General features: G+C 47.2%; 10 protein-coding genes. 3 read left to right on the top strand and 7 right to left on the bottom strand.

What is annotated here, in order from left to right:
- Nucleotides 1-186 precede the first annotated feature (186 nt).
- The 4 genes from BMZ54_RS32090 to BMZ54_RS32075 form a co-directional block, all read right to left on the bottom strand.
- Entirely contained in the window at nucleotides 187-495 is a 309-nt protein-coding gene (locus BMZ54_RS32090; protein ID WP_089921281.1) for a DUF1493 family protein, read from the bottom strand.
- Nucleotide 496: 1 nt separating this feature from the next.
- Nucleotides 497-919 (bottom strand): energy transducer TonB, encoded by a 423-nt coding sequence (locus BMZ54_RS32085; RefSeq protein ID WP_089921280.1) that lies wholly within the window; start codon nucleotides 917-919, stop codon nucleotides 497-499.
- A gap of 132 nt (nucleotides 920-1,051) precedes the next feature.
- Nucleotides 1,052-1,657 carry an alpha-ketoglutarate-dependent dioxygenase AlkB family protein gene (locus BMZ54_RS32080; protein ID WP_089921278.1) on the bottom strand — a complete coding sequence of 202 codons (606 nt, stop codon included), beginning with the start codon at nucleotides 1,655-1,657 and terminating at the stop codon, nucleotides 1,052-1,054.
- A gap of 82 nt (nucleotides 1,658-1,739) precedes the next feature.
- Nucleotides 1,740-2,255 carry a hypothetical protein gene (locus BMZ54_RS32075; protein WP_089921276.1) on the bottom strand — a complete coding sequence of 172 codons (516 nt, stop codon included), beginning with the start codon at nucleotides 2,253-2,255 and terminating at the stop codon, nucleotides 1,740-1,742.
- Between the two features lie 217 nt (nucleotides 2,256-2,472).
- On the opposite strand from BMZ54_RS32075, the gene BMZ54_RS32070 reads away from it, so the two are divergent.
- On the top strand, nucleotides 2,473-5,364 hold the full coding sequence (locus tag BMZ54_RS32070) for a TonB-dependent receptor (protein ID WP_089921275.1): 2,892 nt from the start codon (nucleotides 2,473-2,475) through the stop codon (nucleotides 5,362-5,364).
- Between the two features lie 91 nt (nucleotides 5,365-5,455).
- On the opposite strand, the gene ychF is transcribed toward BMZ54_RS32070, so the two are convergent.
- Nucleotides 5,456-6,559: a redox-regulated ATPase YchF gene (gene ychF, locus BMZ54_RS32065; RefSeq protein WP_089921273.1), complete on the bottom strand. Its 1,104-nt coding sequence runs from the start codon at nucleotides 6,557-6,559 to the stop codon at nucleotides 5,456-5,458.
- A gap of 412 nt (nucleotides 6,560-6,971) precedes the next feature.
- On the opposite strand from ychF, the gene BMZ54_RS32060 reads away from it, so the two are divergent.
- Together BMZ54_RS32060 and BMZ54_RS32055 are read left to right on the top strand one after the other, a co-directional pair.
- On the top strand, nucleotides 6,972-8,204 hold the full coding sequence (locus tag BMZ54_RS32060) for a nucleoside recognition domain-containing protein (protein WP_089921271.1): 1,233 nt from the start codon (nucleotides 6,972-6,974) through the stop codon (nucleotides 8,202-8,204).
- 223 nt (nucleotides 8,205-8,427) lie between these two features.
- Complete coding sequence (locus BMZ54_RS32055) at nucleotides 8,428-9,684, top strand: YeiH family protein (protein ID WP_202909418.1); 1,257 nt, start codon at nucleotides 8,428-8,430, stop codon at nucleotides 9,682-9,684.
- Between the two features lie 162 nt (nucleotides 9,685-9,846).
- Here BMZ54_RS32055 and BMZ54_RS32050 read toward each other — a convergent pair whose 3' ends face one another.
- Nucleotides 9,847-11,250, bottom strand: a complete 1,404-nt coding sequence (locus BMZ54_RS32050) for a SusD/RagB family nutrient-binding outer membrane lipoprotein (RefSeq protein ID WP_089921268.1) — start codon at nucleotides 11,248-11,250, stop codon at nucleotides 9,847-9,849.
- An 11-nt stretch (nucleotides 11,251-11,261) separates the two neighbouring features.
- On the bottom strand, nucleotides 11,262-14,402 hold the full coding sequence (locus BMZ54_RS32045; protein WP_089921266.1) for a SusC/RagA family TonB-linked outer membrane protein: 3,141 nt from the start codon (nucleotides 14,400-14,402) through the stop codon (nucleotides 11,262-11,264).
- Nucleotides 14,403-14,439 lie beyond the last annotated feature (37 nt).

Genomic DNA, 14,439 nt, shown 5'->3' with positions numbered 1-14,439 from the left:
AATCTGAGCAGTTGCAGATGAAGAAAGGAAGAATAGTATGATTACGAAAATTTTCATTATAGTATATTTAGTGCACGACACTTCCTATATAAACTATTACTGTCAGGTTATGAGTTTCGTTGTATTTTCTTGAGTTATTGGGCTTGGCGGGAAGGCTGACCAAGCCGTTTCCCTTTTAGTCAACTCCTATTTTCCAATTATATCATCATTCAGCTTTCCGGCCTTAACAGCATTGAGAAGATCTCGCACTTTTAAAACTTTCACATCATTAGAATGATATGATGTCATTGATTCCGGATAAAAATATTTTGTAAAATAAAAGTTCGTAATATCTACATTGTAAATCTTGGCAAACTTACAAATCAGCTCCTCTCCATCGTCTCCTGTAACACCAAGATCACTTTCTATCTCTGTATCTTCTGAAATGACCACCTCGTAACCTCGTGTCTCTCTGTATAAAAAAGCTATCAAGTCATCTAAAATATTTTCTTTCATCTCAGAATACTATTGGCAGTTGCATTTTTACGGGAACAGCTTTCCCCTTACAGGTTCCCGGTTTCCATCTGGGCATTGTTGAAAAAATCTTCAAGGCTTCCTTTTCCATAACTGTTATCTCCCCGGGAGCCTTATTCATTATTTTGGGCCCTTTCAGCGCTCCTTTTTCAGTAACTATAAATTCCATTTTTATAGATCCCTGAAAATTATCCGGATCCTTCAGCTCATGAAAATGAGCTGAAAAATAGGTTAATATATCTGTAGTTCCTTCTCCGTATTGTGGCATTTTATCTACCCATACATATATTTTCTGTTTAAAGGTTGAGTCATATAGAGAAATACAATCTTGTTGTTCTCTCTTTTGAGCATGGGTGGCGCTAGTCCCAACAAAAAAACTGAATATTATTATCAGGCATCCTTTCATCTCATCATTTTTGAAATTTGCTTAGTCCTACTCCTTCTCTAAAAATAATATCATTGCAAACTTATTTGCAGGCAAATCAATAGAAAAATCTTCCAAGGGTGACAAGTTTCTAATTCCATTCGCAGTCCGGTATCAATTAACAATCCTAAACGTCAAATTAATCCTCTCCCGCATCGGCGCCGTTGATTTTGCGATCCTGTGTTCCCAATGATGCTGCAGATCACCCTTCATGATCAGCAAAGATCCATTGGTTAAGGTCAGGGAATATTTCCTTTTATGATCTTCCTTGTGCCTGAAATCAAACTTCCGGGCTTGCCCCAGGCTTACAGATGCAATTAAAGGGCGTGGCCCCAGCTCCTTTTCATTGTCGGCATGCCAGGCAACAGAATCATTACCATCCCGGTAATAGTTAAGCAGCACGCTATTAAAATGTTCATGGGCAAATGCTTCCACGCGCAGTTTCAGATCAAGGAGCTCGTTGGTCCAGGGATGAGGGTCAAAGGATTTGCCTGATAATTTGTAAGCACTGTTCGGGTCTCCAAACCAGGTAGTGAGCCGGGGCGTTAGAACCTTTTTACCATACATTTCCACCTCGTATTGTTTCCAGGGCGTGCTGCTGATCAGATGATCCAATAAAGCTATAGCTTCTTTGCCGGGAATAAACCCCGGCGTAAATTCCAGCAGGTTTTCCGGGAAGCGGAGACCTTCATTATCATCAAAAAAGCTGAGCTGTTCCATTTTTTCTGTTACCGCAATGTTTGTGCCTGTAACCTGGTCTAATACAGGATGATAGTTACACTAATTTTTCGGAATAATGCTTTTATAATGTTCTGTATCCATTGTCGGCAGGCATTTTGTCCTCCTCCTCTTTTAAATGTTGCCGCTTCCACCGCAGTCCGTTTTTTATCTCCTTAATTTCTTCTGCAGCTTCAATGTAACAGGAATCTTCTTTCAAACACTTTTCAAAATATCCTATTGATATAGAATCATCAATTATAGAGTAATTTAATCCAAGATTAAAATAGGCTGTGTTTTTACGATATCCAAGATTCACCGCTTCCAAATAGTCACCGGTCGATTCCGGAAATCTGAAAAGTTTTCCTTCACTGTATCCTCTTTTAAAATAATACTCACCATTCAGGGAGTCGATCCTGATCAGCGTATCAAAATAATTTATTGCCCGTACGTATTCATTTAAATTGTAAAAGCTATCTGCTTTTGCTTTTAGTAAAGGGATCCTGCTTGCAGACCAGGCCGCGTTATGATTCGCTTTATTATTGCAACTTATTGCGAAAAAGACAATACCTATGAATAAAACAGAAAATATTCTTGTCATGCTTATTATTTTATTGTTGTGGTTACGCTAATCGGATCCCTTACAAAAAAGACTGGACTAACTTTTATGCTTTCTTTTTCCCCTTCTCCACCACAAAAAATCCACTCCCCTATTATTACATAATAATTAATTGTTAATTCACAATCATTCGTTATTTTTAATAAAAATAAATATAACCTACATCCCCAGCTCAACCAAAACGTAAATTCTACCTGGTATGAAGAACACTTTCCTTAAAACCTGTTTGTGTGCCGTATTCTTATTTGTTTCCCTATGGTCTGTAACACAAGCACAACAAATTTCCATCAGTGGCGCTGTCACCGACAAAACAACCGGCGAAAAAATGGCCGGTGTAACCGTTAGCGTGAAGGGCTCCCTGAGCGGCACTATTTCAGACGCCAGTGGTAACTTTAAGCTCAACACCTCCCGCAGCTTACCATTAACGCTGGTATTTTCCTACGTAGGATTTAAAAGTGAAGAAGTACTGGTAAGCAATGCCGGCGAAACCTTGCGCGTACAGCTGTCATCTACCGAAGTGCTGGGACAGGAAGTAGTAGTAGCTGCCAGCCGCGTAGCGCAAAGCATTCTGCAATCACCGGTATCTATTGAAAAGCTGGATTCACGCGCTATTAAAGCATCCCCTGCACCCACATTCTACGATGCCCTGGCTAATATGAAAGGCGTAGAAATGAGCACGCAGAGCCTCACCTTTAAATCAGTGAACACCCGCGGTTTTAACAGTAATGGTAATACCCGCGTGCTACAGCTGATCGATGGTATGGATAACCAGGCGCCCGGCCTGAACTTTTCTGTAGGTAATATAGTAGGTATCACCGAGCTGGATATGGATAATGTAGAGCTGCTACCCGGTGCAGCATCTGCCCTGTACGGGCCAAATGCGCTGAATGGCATTGTACTGATGAACAGTAAAAATCCTTTTGAGCACCAGGGGCTGAGCGCCAATGTTAAATCCGGTATATTATCAGATGATGGCCGCAGCAAAGCCACTACCGGCTACTACGATGTAACGGTACGCTATGCACATGCCTTCAATAACAAATGGGCCTTTAAGGTGAACTTTGGCTATATTAAAGCAGACGACTGGCAGGCCTACGATAACCGCGATCAAAGCATCCTGAATGGTCATAACCTGCAGGACGGCACACGCGCCAATAACCCGGCCTATAACGGGGTAAATAGCTATGGCGATGAGACCAATGTAAACATGTATGCTAGCCTGCGGCCCGCAGCGCTTACACCCAACAACCCGCTGGGTATGGGTATTGCGCAACTTTCTGCCGCTACCGGCGGCCTTATCACCCCTGGCCAGATCTTTAATGCGATTATGCCGGACAGCGCCAACACCTTCGTATCCCGCACCGGTTACGACGAACGCTCCCTGGCAGATTATAATACCAAGAACATGAAGATCAACGGCGCCATCCACTACCGTATCAGGGATAACCTGGAAGCATTTATACAAGGCAGCTATGGTACTGGTACTACGGTGTATACGGGCGCAGACCGCTACTCTATTAAAAACTTCCGCATGGGTCAGTATAAGGCAGAGCTGAAAGGCAGCAACTTCTATGTGCGCCTGTACACCACCCAGGAAAGGGCGGGCGACAGCTACGCCATCGGTACCCTGGCCCAGGGTATTAATGAAGCCTGGAAACCCAGCGCCGGCGCTAATGGCTGGTTTGCCCAGTATTTTGGCGCTTATGCGACGTCCTCATTAACCACCTTCAGCACCGCCTTCCAGACCGCGCTTGCACAAGGCCAGAACCCGGCGCAGGCATTTGCCACCGCCACCACTGCTGCAAAAGGAGGTTCTACCAATTTCCACAACGGTGCAAGAGCCTTTGCCGATCAGGGCCGGCTGATGCCCGGCACTGCGGCCTTTGATAATGCGGCTGATACCGTTAAAAGCAAAGCCATTCCCGGCGATGCCAGGGGTGTAGGTGCTAAGTTCAATGATAAAACAAACCTGTACCAGGCAGAGTTCATGTATAACTTCAGCGACCTGATCCCCTTTGCCGAAGTACTGGTGGGCGGCAACTACCGCGTGTATGCCCTCAACTCCGGCGGCTCTCTTTTTGCCCTGGATGATAACGGCAAAGAATTCCGCATCAATGAATACGGCGGTTATGTGCAGGTAGCTAAAAGCCTGGTAGAGGATCACATACACCTCACAGGCTCCATCCGTTACGATAAGAACGAGAACTTTAAAGGGCAGTTCAGCCCCCGTCTCTCTGCGGTATACACCTTCCTGAAAACGCATAACATCCGCGCTTCCTACCAAACCGGTTTCCGCATTCCCACCTGTCAGGATCAGTACATTGACCTGCAGACGCCGCAGTACCGTTTGATTGGCGGCATTCCCTTTATGATTGACCGCTTCGGACTGAAGAACGGGCCGATATATACCCTGGAATCCGTACAGGCAGGCACTCCCCAGCAATACCAGTTCCGCGATTTTGAACCGGAGCGCATTGTAGCATTTGAAGTGGGTTATAAGGGCCTGTTTGCCAATAAGGTGCTGGTAGATGCTTATGTATACAGCAATAACTTCAAGAATTATAACGGTGTGCAGGCACTGGTAAAACCGGACGGCGCCGGTGGCCAGCAGATCTACTCCATTCCGGTAAATCTTGACAGGGATATTAAATCCTGGGGATGGGCATTGGGCATAGACTATTCTCTTCCGCTGAACTTTGTAACAGGTGGTAATATTTCCTATAATGATCTGCGGGATGATGAAGGGCTGACCAGCGCAGGCGTAATGTGGAACACACCTAAAGTGCGTTATAACCTGTATGTGGGCAACCGTAACATTGCCGGCTCTAATTTCGGTTTTAATGTTACCTGGCGCTGGCAGGATAAGTTCATCTGGAACTCTACCTTCGTATCTCCTGCAGTGAATACGCGTGCCCTCAGCGAGATCCCTGCCTATGGCACACTGGATGCACAGATAAGCAAATTCTTCCCGAAAGCGAAGACCACCGTGAAGATCGGCGGCGCTAACATTCTGAAGAAAACATATATACAATCATGGGGTAATCCTACCGTGGGGGCACAATATTATGCTTCCCTGGGGTATAACTTATAGCTTACTCACTCCTTAAATTGGCGAAGGTCCTGGCTTATGCCAGGACCTTCTATTTTGTTGTAACCCCCAACCGAGTTGGGATATCTTTATACTATACGTTAAATCTGAAGTGCATCACATCACCATCCTTTACCAGGTATTCCTTACCCTCAATACGCAGGCGGCCGTTATCGCGGGCAGCGGTTTCTGAGCCATACTTCACGTAATCATCGTAGGCGATCACCTCTGCTTTAATAAAGCCTTTTTCAAAATCAGTGTGGATCACGCTGGCGGCCTGCGGCGCTTTCCAGCCTTCGTGGATGGTCCAGGCGCGTACTTCCTGTACCCCTGCCGTAAAATACGTGATCAGGTTCAGGAGCTTGTAGGCAGAGCGGATCAGGCGGTTCAGGCCGGGCTCTGTGAGGTTGTATTCTGACAGGAACAGCTCTTTATCCGCCGGATCTTCCATTTCGGAGATCTGTGCTTCAATAGAATTGTTCATAACAATTACCTGTGCGTTTTCGCCCTTTACGGATTCTTCCAGGGCTTTGGAGAATTTGTTGCCGGTATGCAGGGAGGCTTCATCCACATTGGCTACGTATAATACCGGCTTTTCCGTTAACAGGAACAGATCGGCGATAGCGCTGCGGTCTTCCTTGCTTAATCCCAGGGAGCGGATGTTTTTGCCCTGTTCCAGGCATTCCTGGCACTGTTTCAGGGTTTCGTATTCCTTTTTGGCTTTGGGATCGCCGCCGGTTTTGGCCATCTTTTCCGTACGGGCAATCTTCTTTTCCACAGTTTCCAGGTCCTTCAGCTGCAGCTCGGTATCAATGATCTCTTTATCGCTTACCGGGTTAATGGGACCTTCTTCCCTTAATATATTATCGTCTTCAAAGCAGCGGATCACGTGTACGATGGCATCTACCTCGCGGATATTTGCCAGGAACTTGTTACCCAGCCCCTCTCCTTTGCTGGCGCCTTTTACCAGGCCGGCAATGTCCACAAATTCGATGGTAGTGGGCACTACGCGGTTAGGTTTTACCAGCTCTTCCAGCTTGTACAGGCGGGCATCCGGCACGTCCACCAGGCCTACGTTCGGCTCAATGGTGCAGAACCGGTAGTTGCTGGCCTGTGCTTTGGCGCTGTTACTAACTGCGTTAAATAAAGTTGATTTTCCTACGTTCGGCAATCCTACTATTCCTGCTTGCAACGCCATTCTTTAAAAATTTGCCCGCAAAGATAGGGGAAATAGTTGAATAGTCGATGGTCCATAGTCCATAGTCCATAGAACCTTGCGGGTGGCTGGTTTGAAGAGTCCATGGTCCATGGTCGATGGTCCATTGCCTACTGCGTGGAGGTAGATTTACGGGAAATGGCGGCATAGATGCTTCCACACACTTGCTATAGACCGTGAACCGTGACTATGGCCTAACCGAAGTATGCTATGGACTATGGACCATCGACCATGGACTTTTTACACATATCATTTTTAATTTACAATTTTAGCATTTAGATTTGGCAGATGGACTTTGATCTACAGATCATTGCCTATAGCATTTAAGCGCAATATAAACCGTACGCAGAACAGCCATGGACTATGACCATGGACCGTGGATTAAACAACAACTATGGCATTAAACTACATCTGGATCGCTTTTTTTGTGATCGCGTTCATAGTGGCGCTGATCCGCCTGATCTTCCTGCATGATACCACTGTATTCTCTACCCTGATGACCGGTATGTTTGACAGCGCTAAAACCGGCGCGGAAATATCCCTGGGCCTGGCCGGTATCATGACCTTCTGGATGGGCATAATGCGCATAGGCGAAAAGGCCGGCATGATCGGCATTTTTGCGCGGGCGGTAGATCCGCTGTTCTCCCGCCTGTTTCCGCAGGTGCCGCGCAAACACCCGGCCATGGGCTCTATTGTGATGAACTTTTCTGCCAACATGCTGGGGCTGGATAATGCTGCTACGCCGGTAGGCCTGAAAGCCATGAAAGAGCTGCAGGAGGTGAACCCTACCCCGGATACTGCTACCAATGCCCAGATCATGTTCCTGGTGCTGAATACAGCCGGTATGACCATTATCCCTACCTCTGTAATGGCCATGCGCTTAGCCAATGGAGCGGCCAACCCGGCAGATATTTTTATTCCTACGGTGATCGGCACCTTTATTTCCTTCATCAGCGGTATTATAGCCGTGGCGCTGTACCAGCGCATTAACCTTTTTAACCTGCCCATGCTGGTGTTCTTAGGCGGTTTTGGCCTCCTGATGTGGGGCCTGTACGCCTGGCTGCACAATATGCCACCTGCCGAAGTAGCCGCTTATACGGGTATGCTGGGCGGGCTGGTGATCTTTTCCATCGTTATCTCCTTCCTGGTGCTGGGCTTCGCAAAAAAGATCAATGTGTACGAAGTGTTTATTGACGGCGCCAAGGACGGATTTTCTACCGTAGTATCCATTATCCCTTACCTGGTGGCCATCCTGGTAGCTATCAGCGCTTTCCGCAGCACCGGCTGTATGGATTACATAGTGAATGGCATTGGCAGCGTGTTTGCCTGGATGGGTTTTAATACCGACTTCGTACCGGCGTTACCGGTAGGCCTTATGAAAACCCTGAGCGGCGGCGCTGCCCGCGGGTTAATGGTAGATACCATGCAGCATTACGGCGCCGATTCCTTTGCGGGCCGCCTGGCCTGTATTATGCAGGGCTCTACCGAAACTACCTTTTACATACTGGCCGTATACTTTGGCTCTGTAAATATCAAGAACACCCGTTATGCCCTTACCTGCGGCCTGATTGCAGATTTCGTAGGAGTAGTGGCGGCCATTATATTGGGATATCTCTTTTTTCATTAATTACGAATTACGAATTACGAATTAGGTACTGAGATGATTATTGTAGCGCGCATTTAGAAATTATAATGGTATTGAATGAGGCACTATACTAATCATTATTTTGATGAGTTCACGATACGAACTACCCAATTCGTAATTCGTAATTGATAATTCGTAATTGAATTTGTATTTTGCGCGTCCGCACCCACCATGCGCTATCTCATATCAAAACCTTTTCATGACTATGAAGAAGTCTCTCCACGAAGACTGGATAGCCGTTATTATTGCTTTTCTAACTATTGCACTGGTATGTAGCGGCCTTAAACCGGCGTTACCAAAATTTGGAGCCTGGAATACGGGCGGCGGCTTATGGGCACAGCTTAGCAGCCCGGACCTGTTACGCCAAACCGGGATCCTGTTCCTGTGGGCTTTAGGCAGCCTGCTGCTGGCGCGCCTGCTGGCCAAAGATATTCAACCCGTAAAGCTGGCAGTAAGCCTGCTGGGTATTGTGCTTATTACCCTAGTGGCACAGCTTATTACCAGCAACAAAGTCATTAAGGACTTCGGTATTGAAGTGGTGTTATTCAGCCTGTTGCTGGGCCTTTTCATTAATAACGTGCTGGGCGTGCCTGCCTGGCTGAAACCAGCTATACAAACGGAGCTGTTCATCAAAATTGGTTTGATATTGCTGGGCGCCAATGTGCTGTTCCAGGATATTATTAATGCCGGCGGGCTGGGCATCCTGCAATCTGTAGTGGTAGTGTTTACGGTATGGTATTTCTCTTTCTGGATCTGTAAAAAGCTGGGGCTGGATGATGAATTCAGGATGATGATCTCCAGCGCAGTATCCATTTGCGGGGTATCGGCCGCTATTGCTACTTCAGGCGCTATTGAAGGCGATAACCGTAAATTATCGCATGTAATATCGCTGGTGTTGATCGTAGCCATTCCCATGATGCTGATCATGCCCTACATTGCTATTTGGGCAGGTATGTCGCCGGCAGTGGCCGGGGCCTGGCTGGGGGGCACTATTGATACTTCCGGCGCAGTGGTAGCAGCAGGTACGCTGCTGGGCGAAGAAGCGCTGAAATACGCTACCCTGGTGAAGTTCTCGCAGAACGTGCTGTTAGGTCTTGCTGCTTTCCTTATTTCCGTATACTGGACTGTTACCAAAAAAGAGGTGAGCGCCGATAAAAAACCGGGACTGAAAACCATCTGGGAACGTTTTCCCAAATTTGTGCTGGGCTTCGTACTGGCGTCCCTGTTATTTTCCTTTGTGCTGCCGCGGGATGTAGTGACCGCAGCCAAAGGATCGCTGAAAGAGCTGCAAACATACTGGTTTGCACTGGCCTTTACCTGTATAGGCCTGGAAACCAAGTTCACTGATATTTTTAAGATGGAGAACGGCCGCCCCGCTATGGCGTTTATTATTGCGCAGCTGTTTAATATTTTTTTTACGCTGGTGGTGGCGTATTTGGTGTTTGGAAGATTAGCCGGATAGTTTTAATTACGAATTATTCAATTACGAATTACGAATTAAGTTGTGCAATAGAAAAGGTCCTGTGTCTTAAAGATGCAGGACCTTTTACCTTTTTTATCAGAACTTAATGCAATTACATCCGCTTCAATCCATTCGTAATTCGTAATTGACAATTCGTAATTACTATTGATCCCACCACAACTTATCAGACAACGCCCCTACAGGCGGTACATTAGCTGCATTACGGCTGGTTTCAATAGTAGGATAAGCTACCCGGCGGATGAAGGTGTTTAACACGGCATTCTCCGGCAGGTGAAAATCCTTATACTTATAATCAAACCTTCTTGCATCTACCCATGCTTCCGGGTTCAGGAACATGGCTACGTATTTTTCCTTCATGATGAGGTCAAGCGTAATGTTGGCGGCGCCTACGCTTACAGCGGCATTATTTACATAACTATCGCGGTTAGCAGCGCTAACGCCTACTTTATCCATATTAGCCCTGATGCCATCCTGGTAAGCAGCATAGGCGGCAGGCTTATTGCCTGAGCGGAAGTAGGCTTCTGCTGCAATGAACTTACATTCCGCATAGGTGATCAGCAACAGCGGCGCACCACCTTTTGAATAAAAACCATTCACGGAAAGATAGCTTTCATCTTTAGTGGTACCGGTACCTACCCTGCCCTTGCCGTTAATCGTACCACGGTAGTCGCCATAGCGGGTGGTGTCTGTGATCAGTGGCAGGCGCGGGTCAAATACGCCGAAGGTGCTATCGTTCATGGCAGCTACGTAATGTGTGCTGAGCCATCCATCCAGCAAAGCCTGCGTATTGTTATAAGCAGCCTGGTTCCAGGGGCTGCGCGCCTGGAATTGTGTAAGCTGTGCATCATCATTATTGCCGGTGTATGCGCTGCCCAGGGCTGCCAGCACTGCTGCCGGATCATAATCAGCGGTTTTAGTGATGCGGTTCAGCAGGCGCGCTTTCAGCGCATACCCGGTCCTTCTCCAGGCAGCAGTATCGCCATGGTGCAGCAGATCGCGGGTAGCATCCAGTAGTATCTTCGGATCGGTCTTATTCAGATCCGCCAGGCCGGCATCTATCAGCGACAGGCAGGATTGATATACTGCTTTATCAGCATCATAATGCGGCTGAATAAAATCTCCGCTCAGTGCTTCCGAATACGGTACTGATCCAAAAAGAGAGTTCATAATGCTGAGGTTCAGCGCCATCATAATTTTAGCAGCGCCGGCATGCCCATATGCACCTACGGAATCGGCCTGTTTAATAAGATCATACAGATCGGCCATGGTGTTATAGGTGGCTTCCCAGGTGCCGCTGTAATCTACATCATCATACGTATCTGTGCTGCTGGCCGTGTTGGGAGAGGCCAGGTATTGCACAAAATAAGAAGTGAAATCGCCTGTACGGTATACCGTGTAAGCGGTATTATAGGTAGTGCTGCCCAGCAAACCATTGAGGGGCGCAGTTTCCGATATGTTTGGATTTTTGTTTACATCCAGGTACTTCTTACATCCTGTCATAATAAACAGGCTGCAGCAGGTAACGGCTATGATCAATCTTTTCATAATGCAGCGCTTTAAAAGGTAACATTAATACTGGCTAAGAAACTCCGTACGGCCGGATAGGTGAACCCTGCAAATGCATCGGCATTGCTGCTGGCATTAAAGGAGCTGGATTCCGGATCAAAACCAGTGAATTTAGTATGCAGCCACAGGTTATTACCGGTGAGGGTAATATTGGCGCTGCTAATGAAATGCGTTCTGGAAAGCAGTTTAGAAGGCAGCTGGTAAGAAAGGCTTACATTACGTAAACGTACCCACGAAGCATCTTCTATGAACGCCTCTGTTACACCCCTGTATATGCGGCGGTAGTAACCGTCCCCATAATCTTTCCCGTCCGGGCCTTTTGCCTGTCCCAGGTACACGGGTATATTATTAGGCTTTCCGTCGGAGAACACACCATCAAAGGTCTTCGTCTGATCACGGTTTTCCGTCATTTTGGAGGCGCCAAAGGCTGCCAGGAAGTTCGCAAACTGGTTATACTTCTGTATGCCTTGTCTTACATCAAACAAAAAGGAAAAGCTGAAGGCTTTATAAGTAAATGAGTTGGAAATGCTGCCGATCCATTTGGGTTGTGAATTGCCCAGGTATTTCTGATTAGTATTGATAACCGGGAACCCTGCCGCAGAACCGCTGCTCTGGATCAGGATAGGCCGGCTTTTATCGATCAGTAAAGGATCTTCTGTGGCATCGCCGTAATACCGGGCATAGCTTCTGCCAAAGATGGCGCCTACCGGGTAACCGACAATATACTTCATAGTGGCGGTGGAGCTGGCGTAACCGAATTGGGAACCCACCACAATTTCATTTACGCCGTCTTTTAGAGCCATTACCTTATTACGGTTGGCGGAGAAATTGACCCGCACATCCCAGTTAAAATCTTTGCTTTTTACTGGTGTACCATTCAATGATATTTCTACGCCCCTGTTGCGGATAGAGCCCGCATTGGTATAGAAGGTCTCATAACCTGAGCTTGAAGGAATGGGAATGCTCATCAAAAGGTTTGTGCTTTTGGAAGTATACCAGGTAAAGTCAATACCTATACGGTTTTTCAGGAACTTTAACTCCGTACCCGCCTCAAAGGTGTTGGTGAATTCCGGTTTCAGGTTCGGATCGGTTTTGGTATCAGCCCTTGTCCAGCCAATAACGCTGTTGTCGATAGGGCCATCTGCAAGCGTCTCATAGCCGGAAGTAAGCTTGTACGGAAGAGGGTCCTTTCCTATCTGCGCCCAGGAGGCGCGTACCTTACCATAACTGAGAATGTTGTCCGGTATCTTCAGGTGATCGGTAAATATATAACCTGCGCTCACGGAGGGATAGAAAAAGTGGTTGCGTTCTTCAGCAAGCGTGGATGAAAAATCTTCACGGCCGGTAAGCGTAAGATACAGATAGCTATCCCAGTTCAATGTCCAGTCAGCAAACACACCTATGATGCGGTACTTCTCATCATATGTTCTGCCAACCACCCGTTTCGCATTCTGCATTACCAGCAGGTCCGGAATATCCAGGGTATCTCCTTCGGTTGATACACGTTTAAGCTTATACTCATATAGGTCATGTCCTACTTTTAAGTCTGATGATAAACGTGATGTAATGTTATTTTTAAAATTTGCAATGAAGGTGCTATTAAGCGTACGTTTGTTGATTTGGTATTCATGAACAAAACCGGGGCCTGCATCTCCATTAGGCACTTCATCTGTCAAGCCTTTAGGACCTGCGGCCGTAAAGCTCCTGCTATCCGTATAAAAGTCGGTACCAACGCGGTACATCAGGTCAAGCCATTTGAACGGAGAATAAGTAGCGTTCACATTGCCAATAACCCGGTTCACATTGTCCACAAAGCGGTTGTGATACAGGGTGTACATTGGGTTATCAGTACCGGCGCTATAGGTTTGTTGTGTGCCATCCGGTTTAATGTAGTTGGCTACATCCCAGCGCGGCGACCAGTAGATCAGCTGCTCACCATAGCGGTCTGCATTCACGCGGTTACCACCGGAATTAATATAATTCATGGATGCGCCCATCTTGAATTTTTCACTGAAGCGCAGCTCACCATTTAATTTGGCGGAGTAATTCTTGTAATCACTGAAAGGTATTACTCCATCCTGGTTTAGCTGGGAGAAAGATGCGGCAAATACTGCTTTTTCCGTACCACCGCTCACGTTCAGTGTATTTCGTACCTGCTTGCCTGTACGATAGGCCTGTTTATAATTATTGAACAATTCTGCCGGATGTGTAGGATCCAGCTGTTTGGCCTGTTCTACCGTGGGCCCCCAGGAAGGCCAGAAGCTGGTGGGGTCATATACCCCCTTATAACCTTGCGAGAAACGGGTTTGTACGTCTGGCGTTTTATTCACATTCTCAATGCCGTAAGTGGAGGTAAGGCTTACTGTTAAGCGCCCTGCCCTGCCGGATTTGGTGGTGATAACCACCGCGCCGTTCGCGGCACGCAAACCATATAAGGCTGTAGCAGCGCCGCCGCGTAAAATGGAAATGCTTTCCACATCATCCGGGTTGATATCTGCTGCACGGTTGCTCATGCCACGGGTATCATCCACGCCCTCAGATGTGTAGGTATCATTGTCCATAGGAATACCATCTATAATAAATATAGGCTGGTTGGATTTGCTAGGGTCCAGTGAGTTAATGCCCCGGATAATGATCCTGGAACCCTGGCCCGGCGCACCGCCTGTGCTGGAGATCTGTACGCCGGCTACTTTACCCTGCAAGGCATTCACCACATTCGTTTGTTTGGAGGTGGCGAGTTCTGCCCCGCCTACATCCTGCACGGCATAACCCAGCGCACGTTTTTCTCTTTTAATACCCAGGGCCGTTACCACCACCTGCTCCAGGTTACGGGTGTCGGCCTGCAGCACTACCTGCACGCTGGATTGGCCATTTAACGGCACTTCCTGTTTTAAATAACCTACAAAGCTGAACACCAGTGTGGCGTTCGTGTTGGGAACAGTGAGGCTGAAGCTTCCGTCTGGCCCGGTGGTGGCGCCAGTGGTGCCGCCTTTTACCTGGATGGTTACTCCGGGGAGGGGCTGGCCTCCGTCTGATGCTGTTACGCTACCGCGTATTACCGGGTTTTGTGCCTTTAGCAAAACAGGCAGCAAGCAACAGCACAGCATGATGCACGCGAAGATTTTTTTCATGTTGCGCGGTTTAGAATTGGTTGACGTAAAATGATTT

The sequence above is a fragment of the Chitinophaga rupis genome, from assembly GCF_900109685.1.
Classification (GTDB): domain Bacteria; phylum Bacteroidota; class Bacteroidia; order Chitinophagales; family Chitinophagaceae; genus Chitinophaga; species Chitinophaga rupis.
The sequence above is the reverse complement of the archived record's forward strand: the minus strand, read 5'-3'. Positions and strand labels throughout refer to the sequence as shown.

What these genes read in the sequence shown, in the direction of transcription:
- BMZ54_RS32090 (WP_089921281.1), bottom strand. Translation starts at nt 495, where the DNA reads ATGAAAGAAAATATTTTAGATGACTTGATAGCTTTTTTATACAGAGAG.
- BMZ54_RS32085 (WP_089921280.1), bottom strand. Translation starts at nt 919, where the DNA reads ATGAAAGGATGCCTGATAATAATATTCAGTTTTTTTGTTGGGACTAGC.
- BMZ54_RS32080 (WP_089921278.1), bottom strand. Translation starts at nt 1,657, where the DNA reads ATGGAACAGCTCAGCTTTTTTGATGATAATGAAGGTCTCCGCTTCCCG.
- BMZ54_RS32075 (WP_089921276.1), bottom strand. Translation starts at nt 2,255, where the DNA reads ATGACAAGAATATTTTCTGTTTTATTCATAGGTATTGTCTTTTTCGCA.
- BMZ54_RS32070 (WP_089921275.1), top strand. Translation starts at nt 2,473, where the DNA reads ATGAAGAACACTTTCCTTAAAACCTGTTTGTGTGCCGTATTCTTATTT.
- ychF (WP_089921273.1), bottom strand. Translation starts at nt 6,559, where the DNA reads ATGGCGTTGCAAGCAGGAATAGTAGGATTGCCGAACGTAGGAAAATCA.
- BMZ54_RS32060 (WP_089921271.1), top strand. Translation starts at nt 6,972, where the DNA reads ATGGCATTAAACTACATCTGGATCGCTTTTTTTGTGATCGCGTTCATA.
- BMZ54_RS32055 (WP_202909418.1), top strand. Translation starts at nt 8,428, where the DNA reads ATGAAGAAGTCTCTCCACGAAGACTGGATAGCCGTTATTATTGCTTTT.
- BMZ54_RS32050 (WP_089921268.1), bottom strand. Translation starts at nt 11,250, where the DNA reads ATGAAAAGATTGATCATAGCCGTTACCTGCTGCAGCCTGTTTATTATG.
- BMZ54_RS32045 (WP_089921266.1), bottom strand. Translation starts at nt 14,402, where the DNA reads ATGAAAAAAATCTTCGCGTGCATCATGCTGTGCTGTTGCTTGCTGCCT.